Source organism: Streptomyces sp. NPDC087440, from assembly GCF_044744005.1.
GTDB lineage: Bacteria > Actinomycetota > Actinomycetes > Streptomycetales > Streptomycetaceae > Streptomyces.
This window is the reverse complement of the sequence record NZ_JBIUXN010000016.1, coordinates 240,944-249,993: the sequence shown is the minus strand read 5'-3', so window position 1 is coordinate 249,993 and position 9,050 is coordinate 240,944. Positions and strand designations below refer to the sequence as shown.

General features: G+C 70.7%; 6 protein-coding genes and 1 rRNA gene. 1 reads left to right on the top strand and 6 read right to left on the bottom strand.

Annotated features, from left to right (window positions below; genetic code table 11):
* Nucleotides 1-86 (top strand): 5S ribosomal RNA (rrf, locus tag ACIO3O_RS28985); the annotation flags it as partial.
* Nucleotides 87-248: 162 nt separating this feature from the next.
* On the opposite strand, the gene ACIO3O_RS28980 is transcribed toward rrf, so the two are convergent.
* The 6 genes from ACIO3O_RS28980 to ACIO3O_RS28955 form a co-directional block, all read right to left on the bottom strand.
* The gene (locus tag ACIO3O_RS28980) at nt 249-1,841 is read right to left on the bottom strand and encodes an amidohydrolase family protein (RefSeq protein WP_401750823.1); all 1,593 of its coding nucleotides are present in this window, start codon (nt 1,839-1,841) and stop codon (nt 249-251) included.
* A gap of 186 nt (nt 1,842-2,027) precedes the next feature.
* On the bottom strand, nt 2,028-3,614 hold the full coding sequence (locus ACIO3O_RS28975) for a type IV secretory system conjugative DNA transfer family protein (protein WP_401750821.1): 1,587 nt from the start codon (nt 3,612-3,614) through the stop codon (nt 2,028-2,030).
* A 1-nt stretch (nt 3,615) separates the two neighbouring features.
* A complete protein-coding gene (locus tag ACIO3O_RS28970; RefSeq protein WP_401750819.1) occupies nt 3,616-5,043 on the bottom strand; it encodes an ATP-binding protein in 1,428 nt (475 codons plus the stop codon).
* A gap of 36 nt (nt 5,044-5,079) precedes the next feature.
* Nucleotides 5,080-6,630: an SCO6880 family protein gene (locus ACIO3O_RS28965; RefSeq protein WP_401750817.1), complete on the bottom strand. Its 1,551-nt coding sequence runs from the start codon at nt 6,628-6,630 to the stop codon at nt 5,080-5,082.
* The gene (locus ACIO3O_RS28960) at nt 6,627-8,030 is read right to left on the bottom strand and encodes a hypothetical protein (RefSeq protein WP_401750816.1); all 1,404 of its coding nucleotides are present in this window, start codon (nt 8,028-8,030) and stop codon (nt 6,627-6,629) included. Before ACIO3O_RS28960 ends, ACIO3O_RS28965 begins: the two co-directional genes overlap by 4 nt.
* The gene (locus ACIO3O_RS28955; RefSeq protein ID WP_401750814.1) at nt 8,020-8,865 is read right to left on the bottom strand and encodes a hypothetical protein; all 846 of its coding nucleotides are present in this window, start codon (nt 8,863-8,865) and stop codon (nt 8,020-8,022) included. Before ACIO3O_RS28955 ends, ACIO3O_RS28960 begins: the two co-directional genes overlap by 11 nt.
* Between the last annotated feature and the right edge of the window lie 185 nt (nt 8,866-9,050).

Genomic DNA, 9,050 nt, shown 5'->3' with positions numbered 1-9,050 from the left:
GTTACATTCCGAACCCGGAAGCTAAGCCTTTCAGCGCCGATGGTACTGCAGGGGGGACCCTGTGGGAGAGTAGGACGCCGCCGAACAATCATTGTGGAAATGCCCCGTACCGGGAAACCGGTACGGGGCATTTCTGCGTTTACGGGTCGTTTTCATTGCCTTGCCCCGAGGGCGGGCTGCGAACAGGCACGGACGTCGAGATGGTGGTGAACCGGACGGGTTGGCCCGCACGGTTCACCACCCACGAACTAGTGCGGGGCGTTGCAGGCGCAGCCCGGGGTGGCCGTGGCCGAGAGGGCTCCTCCTTCGGGAGGGGTGCTCTCGGCTGCGGCCTTTTCAACGTCCGCGAGCAGGCGGGTGCGGTCCGCCGGGCCCAGGTAGTGGCCCGCGTTGACGACGGAGTGGATGTCGCGGGTGTGGCGGATGTTGGTGAGGGGGTTTGCGTTGAGGATCAGGAGGTCGGCGGGGCGGGAGGTGGGGAGGCGGAGCAGCTGGGCGGCCTGGGTGGTGGCTGTGGTGAGGACGTCGCGGGTGGGGAGGCCGGCTTCGGCGAGGAGGCGGAGTTCCTCGTGGAGGGAGAAGCCGGGAACCGCGTAGCCCGTGCTGGTGTCCGTGCCCGCGGTCAGGCGGACGCCCGCGCGGTGCATCTCGGAGACGAGGGTGAGGCGGTGTTCGTAGATGCGGCGGATGCGGGCGGTGTCCTCCGGGGTGCGGGAGCCCGTCATCGCTTCCCAGACGTAGGGCCAGGAGGCCACCGACCAGGCGGGGAGGTACTTCCAGTCGGGGGAGGAGGTGGGGAGGTCGGCGGTGCGTTCCAGGTGGTTGTGGATCGTGAGGGTCGGGGTGACGTAGGTGCCGTGCTCGGCGAGGGTGTCGAAGAGGCGGCGGGCGCGGCCCTTGTCGTACGAGCGCATGGCCTGCCACTCCAGCGGGTGGACCTGGCGGAACCAACTCCCGTAGCGGGAGAGGCTGGAGGGGTCGTTGGGGTCGATCCGGACCTTGGCGAGGGCCTTGCGGATGTCGCGTTCGCGGGAGGACGTGGCCAGGAGCATGGCGTGCAGGTGCTCGATGGAGCGTTGGCCGGAGGTGGCGGCGCGGGACATCGGGAGGGTGTCCGGGCAGTGGCCGGCGAAGGGGATGCCCTGGCGCTTCGACTCGTCGGCGATGGCGTAGTAGGCCTCCGGGGAGAGGCGTGAGTAGACCTTGACGAAGTCGGCGCCCTCGCGCTTGACGCTGCGGACGGTGGCGCGGGCGGCCTTCGCGTCGGCGACTTCGAGGACCGACAGGCCCGTGTCCTTGGCCCAGATCGAGGGCGGGCCGTCGACGATCGGGCTCGCGATGACGAAGCGGGGGCCGAGGAGGGTTCCGGCGGAGATCTTCCGTCGCCAGGCGTGGTGGAAGGGCTGGCCCCACATTTCGCGGATCGAGGTCACGCCGGTCAGGGGGAAGAGGGGCGGGGTGAGGGCGTCGTCGCCGCTGGTGTGGATGTGGGACTCGATCAGGCCCGGGATGACGTACTTGCCCGTGAGGTCGACGACCTGGGCGTGCGGGGGCGGCTTGAGCTGGGCGCTCGGGCCGGTGGCGGTGACTCTGCCCTCGGTGAGGAGGAGCGTGTGGTCGGGGAGGGGGCGGGCGTGGGGGTTCAGGAGGAGGGTGGCGTGGGTGAGCGCGAGGACGGGGGGCTTGGGGCGGTCGGCTCGGGTGACGTGGTTGCTTGCGGGGGTCGCGGTCGCGGGCGGGGCGAGGGCGAGGCCGGTCAGGGCGGCCGCGGTGCCGAGAGCCGCGGTGCCCAGAGCCTCACGGCGGGTGGGGGCGTGCGGGGAGCGTGCGGGCTTGGGCATGGGTGGTCGCCTCTTCTGCCGGAGTGGTGGGTGCGTGTCGGGCGAGTGCTGGTTGAGCGGCGCGTCCTGAGGGGACGCGGGGGATCGACTCGTACGACTGTCGCCGGTTTGGAGGCGGAAAGCTGTGGGTGTGGAGGGCCTTTCCGCGGGGGGTGCAGGTGTACCAACGGGGTGGGGTTGGCCCCCTCAACGCGCTTGTGGCCAGGCGGAGTTGAACTGTTCCTGGGAACGGAGCAGGGCCAGGGTCGGCAGACCTTGGCCCTGACCGGCCGTGAGGAGCTCCGGGAGCTGGGGAAGCGGAGCCACGGCCGCGACATCGTCCAGGACGAGCGTCATTGGTGGGTCGAGCCGACCGTCGGTTGACCGTGCGGCCATGCGGCGGCCGTGCTCGACCACGTGTGAGGCGAGGGCGGTGAGCAACGGCATCGCGCCCGGTCCGGTGGGGCGGGTACGGGGGTCCTCGATTGATTCACCGACCATGTAGAGCGTTCCCCCCTCGACCACAAATGATTCCAAGGTGAGCGAATCGGTTCGGTTTGGGGTGCAAGCCTCGCGGATGTGGATCGAGGAGAGGGCGGAGAATGCGCGCGTCGTGAGGTGCTGGGCCTGTTCGCGGCGCTCGGGGTGGGCGGTGAGGGCCGATTCGAGGAGGCCGGCGGCGCCGGATCGGGCCCGGGGGTGCGTGCGGAGGATGCGGACGGGCTCGTGGGCTCCCGATCCCTGGGCCCAGCGCAGGAGGTGCTTGAAGGGGCGGTCGTCTATGGCTGCGGCGTGCAGCCAGCTGCTGAGGAGGGTCTCGGCGGTGTCGGCGACGGCGGAGTCCGCCTGGGCGCGGGGGCGGACGGGGGCGAGGAGGGCCCGGGCGCGGGCGGTCGCCGTGGTGGGGTCCTCGCAGCCGGTGGTGGGGGACCAGTGGAGGCGGGAGGGGGTGTCGCAGTGGTGCTCGGGGTCGTAGAGGAGGACGGGGCCGAGTTTGGCGCGGGCGTCCTTGGTGTCCGACCAGAGGGTGGGGGTGGAGGTCACCACCAGGGTGGGGCCGGGGGCGTCGAGGATGGCTTCGGTGGCGGTGGTGTGGTGGGTGGGGCGGTTGAGGAGGAGGCCCCAGTGGGGGGTACGGGGTGGGGGTGGCGGTGCGGAGAGGTGTACGTCCTCGGGGGCCGGGCGGGGGGAGGTCAGGTGGGCGGTGGTGGTGGGTGCGGGGGGCTCCGCGGGGGCGGTGTCGGGGTGGGGCGTGCCGGGGTGGGCCGGGGGTGGGGGTTCGGCTCCGCCGGGGGCCGCCCCCTTGCCCGCCCGTTCCGCCCCCGGGGGGCGGCCCCGCCGCCCAAGGGGGCTACCGGGAGCGGGGGTGGTGGGTCTGGGCTCGCGGGAGTGGGTGCGGGTGAGGCGCCAGCGGGTGAGGGTGCCCAGGGTGAAGATGGTGAGGACCAGGAGGATCAGGAGCTGGCTGATGAACAGGCCCCAGAAGAGGCCGTAGCCGGAGAGTTCCCCGGCTGGGGTGGTGGGCCAGGCGGCGGGGATGTTCTGGGGTTCGGTGGCCAACTGGCGCATTGCCGCAGGCGTGTTGGGGAAGGTGACGCGGCTCGGCCAGGAGCCGTGGGCGAAGAGGCCCGCCAGGCCCGTGGAGGTCCAGGTGAGGACCGTCAGGCCGAGGAGGAGGCCCAGGAGGCCCAGCAGGAGGCCGTCCGGGATGCCTCCGGTCCCCTCGCGGCGGGGCCCGCCCCCGCCGCCCCGGCCCTGTTCGTGGCCCCGGCCCCGATCGTACGAACCGGGCATGTCAGGCCACCGTCGCGTCCGAGGACTCGACTTCGGCCATGTGCTGCTCGATGAGGGCCGCGCGCTGTTCCGCCTCCCAGTCGGCGGCGCGGGCGTCGTCGTTGAGGAAGGACTCCTCGGGGGCCGCGGAGGACTCGGTCATGGCGCGGTCGGTGAAGACCAGGGGGCGTTCGGCCTCGGTGATCAGGTGTTTGACGACCTGGACGTTGCCGTTGACGTCCCAGACGGCGATGCCCGGGGTGAGGGTGGGGATGATCTCGACGGCCCAGCGGGGGAGGCCGAGGACCTTGCCGGTCGCTCTGGCCTCGTCGGCCTTCTGGGCGTAGATCGTACGGGTGGAGGCCATCTTGAGGATGGCGGCGGCCTCGCGGGCGGCGGCTCCGTCGACGACGTCGGAGAGGTGGTGGACGACGGCGACGAAGGACAGGCCGAGGCGGCGGCCGAACTTCAGCAGGCGCTGGAAGAGCTGGGCGACGAAGGGGGAGTTGATGATGTGCCACGCCTCCTCCACCAGGAAGATGCGCTTCACGCGGTCCGGGCGGATCCAGGTGTGTTCCAGCCACACGCCGACGATCGCCATGAGGATCGGCATGGCGATGGAGTTGCGGTCGATGTGGGAGAGGTCGAAGACGATCAGGGGCGCGTCGAGGTCAATGCCGACCGTCGTCGGGCCGTCGAACATGCCGCGCAGGTCGCCGTCGACCAGGCGGTCCAGGACGAGCGCGACGTCCAGGCCCCAGGCCCGTACGTCGTCTATGTCGACGTTCATCGCCTCGGCGGACTCCGGCTCGGGGTGGCGGAGCTGCTCGACGATGTCGGTCAGGACGGGCTGGCGGTTGGTGATCGTCTCGTTGACGTAGGCGTGGGCGACCTTGAGGGCGAAGCCGGAGCGTTCGTCCAGGCCGTGGCCCATGGCGACTTCGATGATCGTACGGAGCAGAGCCAGCTGGCCGGTGGTGGTGATGGCCGGATCGAGGGGGTTGAGCCGGATGCCGTCGTTGAGGGCGGCCATCGGGTCCAGGCGGATGGGGGTTATGCCCAGCTGCTGGGCGATGAGGTTCCACTCGCCGACGCCGTCCTCGCCCTGCGCGTCCAGGACGACGACCTGGCGGTCCTTGAAGCGGAGTTGGCGCAGTACGTAGGTCTTCTCCAGGGCCGACTTGCCGTTTCCGGATTCGCCGAGGACCAGCCAGTGGGGGGCCGGGAGCTGCTGGCCGTACAGCTGGAAGGGGTCGTAGATGTAGCCCTTTCCGCTGTAGACCTCGCGGCCGATGATCACGCCGGAGTCGCCGAGGCCCGGGGCGGCGGTGGGGAGGTAGACCGCCTGGGCCTGGCCGGTGGAGGTGCGCACCGGGAGGCGGGTGGTCTCGACCTTGCCGAAGAGGAAGCTGGTGAAGGCATCCGTGGCTGCGGACAGCGGGTCTCGCATGGTCTGTCCTTTCCGGGGGGACCGGGGGCTTGGCGGTTAGCGACGGATGCCGGTGGCGAAGGGGAGGGTGTTCACGAAGGCGCGGTGGTGCTCGCGGTCGCACCATTCGAGCTTCAGGTACGACTTTCCGGCGGAGGCGCGGATGGTGCGCTTGTCGCGGGCCAGCTCCTCCGGATTGCGGGAGGAGACCGTGATGTAGCCGACGATGTTGACGCCCGCCGCGCCCGAGGCGAGGTCCTCGCCGCGCTGGTCGAGGCGGCCGTGGGCGGCGATGTCGCGGGGGTCGACGGTGCGGTTCATCTTCGCGGCGCGGGACGCGTCGGCCTCGTCGTTGGTCTTCTCCGTGAGCATGCGCTCGATGGCGACCTCGGTGGGTTCGAGGTCCATGCAGACGGCGACGGTGCGGATGACGTCCGGGGTGTGGACGAGGAGGGGCGCCAGGAAGTTGACGCCGACCGGGGTCATCGGCCACTCCTTGACCCACGCGGTGGCGTGGCACCAGGGCTCGCGGGTGAGAGACTCGCGGGTCTTGGCCTGGAGGTAGGTCGGCTCGACGGCGTCCAGTTCGGCGGGCCAGGCGTTGCGCTTGGTCATGGCCTGGATGTGGTCGATGGGGTGGTCCGGGTCGTACATCGAGTGCACCAGGGAGGACAGGCGGGACTGGCCCAGCGGCTGGCGTACGCGGATGTCGGCCTCGGCGAGGCGGGCGCAGATGTCGGTCAGCTCGCGGGCCATGACGATCGCGAGACCGGAGTCCTTGTCCAGCTTGCGCTGGCCCTTGGGGCGGGAGGCGCGGGCCATCGCGGCGCCCTCGGCGGCCAGTTCGCGGGTGTAGTGCATGCAGGCCACGAGGTAGGCGCGGTGCTGCTCGCTGGAGGTGGAGACCATCGACTGGAGCTGGTCGTAGGAGTCCAGGAGCCAGTCGGGGGCGGTGTGGTCGCCGCGCTGGGCGACGTCCTTGGCGTGCGCGTCGGGGTCGGCGGGGAGGGTGCGGGCGAGCATCTGGAGGCGGGTGACGAAGCCGTCGCCGTTGGCCACGTGCTTGAGGAGGGTGCCGAAGCGGTCGACGAGCGCTTCCTGGTCCTCGCTGTCGCGCAGGCCGACGCCCGGGCCCTCGATCTCGATGGCGGCGGTGACGGTGCGCCGGTCGGCGTGCAGGAGGACGGCGATCTCGTCGGGGCCGAAGGGGGCGGCCAGCCAGTTGATGCGGCCGATGCCCGGGGGCGGGCCGATCTCGACCTCGCGGCCGTCGATGCGGGTGCCCGCGTCCACCGCCTGGGAGCGGTAGGCGGTGCCCTTGCGGAGGTTCCGCTTGTAACTCCGGTTGATCTCGAACCACTTGTAGAAGGTGCGGTGCTTGTACGGCACGTACACCGCCATGAGGGCGATCAGGGGGAAGCCGACGAGCAGCATGATGCGCAGGGACAGGGCCGGGACCAGGAGGCCGCACATCATGCCGACGAACCCGCCCGCGATGATCAGCGCGATCTCGCCGGTCTCGCGGTTCTTGCCGACGATCGCGTTGGGCCGGGCCCGGCCGATGAGATACGTGCGGCGGGGCGCGATCGGGTGGGACTGGGTGGTCAACGCCCTCCCCCTCCTGAGTTCTTGCGGTGGCTGTGCGGGGAGTTGGAGGTTCCCGTGTTGCCGGAGCCGCGGTTGCTGTGGGTGCTGTTGCTACGGGCCGAGGGGGCTGCCGAGGGGATCGCTCCGCCGCCGCCTCCGCCGCCGTTCGAGGTTCCGCTGGAGGACGGTCCCGGGTTGCCCGTACGGGAACCATGGGCGGTGACGCCGCTGGAGGCGGAGTTCGCGGCCTGGCGGGGGGCGGGGGTGCTGCCGCCACCGCCACCGCCTCCGCCGCCCCGGCTGCTGTGGGTCTTGATGCCCTGGGAGACGAGGTTGGCGGGGGAGGAGAGGACCGCGGAGGCGCGGGCGCCGTCGGTGACCTGCTTGCGGCTGGCGCTTGCGGCGGCGATGTCGTCGCCGAAGCCGGGCACGAAACGGTAGATCATCGCGGAGGCGAAGATCGCCAGGAGGATGATCGCGAGGCCGGAGACCACGGCGGAGAAGGCGTTGGGGCCGTTGCCGGTGGAGAGCGCCCCGGCCAGGCCGAGGACGATCACGATGACCGGTTTGACCAGGATGACGGCGATCATGATGCCGGCCCAGCGGCGGACGTGACTCCAGAGGTTCTTGTCGACCAGGCCCGCGTAGACGACGGTGCCGAGGAGGGCGCCGACGTAGAGCAGGGCGGCCCTGATCACCAGTTCGAGCCAGAGGACGCCCGCGGCGAGGATCGTGACGAGGGCGACGACGATCAGCATGATCGGGCCGCCGCCGATGGAGTCGCGGTTCTTCAGGGCCTCGGCGAACGAGCCGAAGAAGACGTCGGTCTGGCCGCCGGACGCGGAGGCGATGACCTGGGTGACGCCGTCGGTGGCGGAGACGATCGTGTAGAGGATCAGCGGGGTGAAGGCGGAGGCCAGGACGGTGAGCCAGAGGAAGCCGATGGCCTCGGAGACGGCGGTGGAGAGGGGGACGCCGCGCATGGCGCGCTTGGCGACCGCGAGGAGCCAGAGGACGAGGGTCAGGACGGTGGAGGCGGCGAAGACGACGGCGTACTGCTGGAGGAACTTGGGGTTGGTGAAGTCGACGTTGGCGGTGGACTTGACCGCTTCGCTGAGCTTGCCGACGATCCAGGCGGCGGCGTCGGCGCAGCCTTTCGCCAGGGAGGCGAGGGGGTCCATGGAGTCGGTGGTGCCGGGGGTGGGGGCGGCGGGGGTGCTGCCGGGTTGGGCGGAGCCCTTTTCGCAGTACTCCTTGGCCGGACCGATCAGTGCGTCGCACGGGTTGTTGCCCGAAGGCGTGGGAGTCGGCGTCGGTGTGGGAGCGGCGAACGCGCGGGTTGCCAGCATGAAGAGCCCGACCTGTACGGACGCCAGCACGGCGGCGGCCGGCCCCACGCGGCAACGGAGGCTACCTGGCATAAGTGAACCCTCCGTACTCTTCGACTGCCTTGCTGATCTCGTCCGAGTTGGACGCGGTCTCGTCGCCCGGAAGCGGGGTCGGCCCCTTCTTCTGGGAGTCGCTCACGATCTTCCAGTCGTTGTCGACCCACTTGAGCTGGAAGGTCCAGGTGTTCCAGCTGGTCTTGACCGGGTCGGTCGATGTGGTCCCTGACATGCCGATCAGGCCGGTGTACCAGACGGCGATCTTGGCGTCATCGGCGTCGGCGGACTCGACCCTGGCTCCCACCGGGATGGCGCGCGAGACGAACAGGCTGCCCTGCGGGGCATCGCCGTTGGCATCGAGGCCCAGCTTCTGGAGGAACTGGGCCGAGTAGGCGGCGTCCTGACTTGCCTTCAGCTTGGCCGCCGCTTCGGACGTGTAGATCGAGTCCACGAGACGGTGTCTGCTGTCGGACTTGAACATGTCCACGGAGCTGAGGGCCACCGTGTAGTTGGTCGCCGCGCTCTGTGCACCCTGCACATTCCGCGCGAAGCCCGACGGAATCCCTGTCGCGCCCTTGCCGGTCACAGGCTTCACACCCGAAGCCGCCGTCGAGCTGGATTCCGGTCGGCCGCCGGACTGGCCCGTACCACCGTCCCCGTCCCCCGAACCCCGGTTGACGAACGCGATCGCCGCGACCAGCAGGACCACCACGCCCACCACCGTGACCGTCGACCGCGACGCCCTCACCCGGGGGGAGCGCGGGCGGGTCGAGCCCGCGTCGTCCGGCATGCGGGTACGCGTCTGGCGGGTGCCGCCCATCGTCGTGTAGGGGTCGTCCGTTCCCCTTCGCTCGTCGTCACCGCGGTTCATGCCGCGTACGCCCCCTCAGCCTTTCGCCGTCCCACGTCCGTCCCGCCGAATCCGCACACGTATGCGGTGGCGTACTGCTTAGACGGTAGCGGTGCCGCTTCCCGCGTGGGCGCGGTGTGGTGACTCGTCAGTTGAGTCGGCATCAGAGAACGCAACCTCGGGGGGAGTTCCGGGCACGCCCGGTG

Bases quoted from the DNA above. Each gene is read 5' to 3' on its own strand.
- ACIO3O_RS28970 (WP_401750819.1), bottom strand. From the start codon at position 5,043: ATGCGAGACCCGCTGTCCGCAGCCACGGATGCCTTCACCAGCTTCCTC.
- ACIO3O_RS28980 (WP_401750823.1), bottom strand. From the start codon at position 1,841: ATGCCCAAGCCCGCACGCTCCCCGCACGCCCCCACCCGCCGTGAGGCT.
- ACIO3O_RS28955 (WP_401750814.1), bottom strand. From the start codon at position 8,865: ATGAACCGCGGTGACGACGAGCGAAGGGGAACGGACGACCCCTACACG.
- ACIO3O_RS28975 (WP_401750821.1), bottom strand. From the start codon at position 3,614: ATGCCCGGTTCGTACGATCGGGGCCGGGGCCACGAACAGGGCCGGGGC.
- ACIO3O_RS28960 (WP_401750816.1), bottom strand. From the start codon at position 8,030: ATGCCAGGTAGCCTCCGTTGCCGCGTGGGGCCGGCCGCCGCCGTGCTG.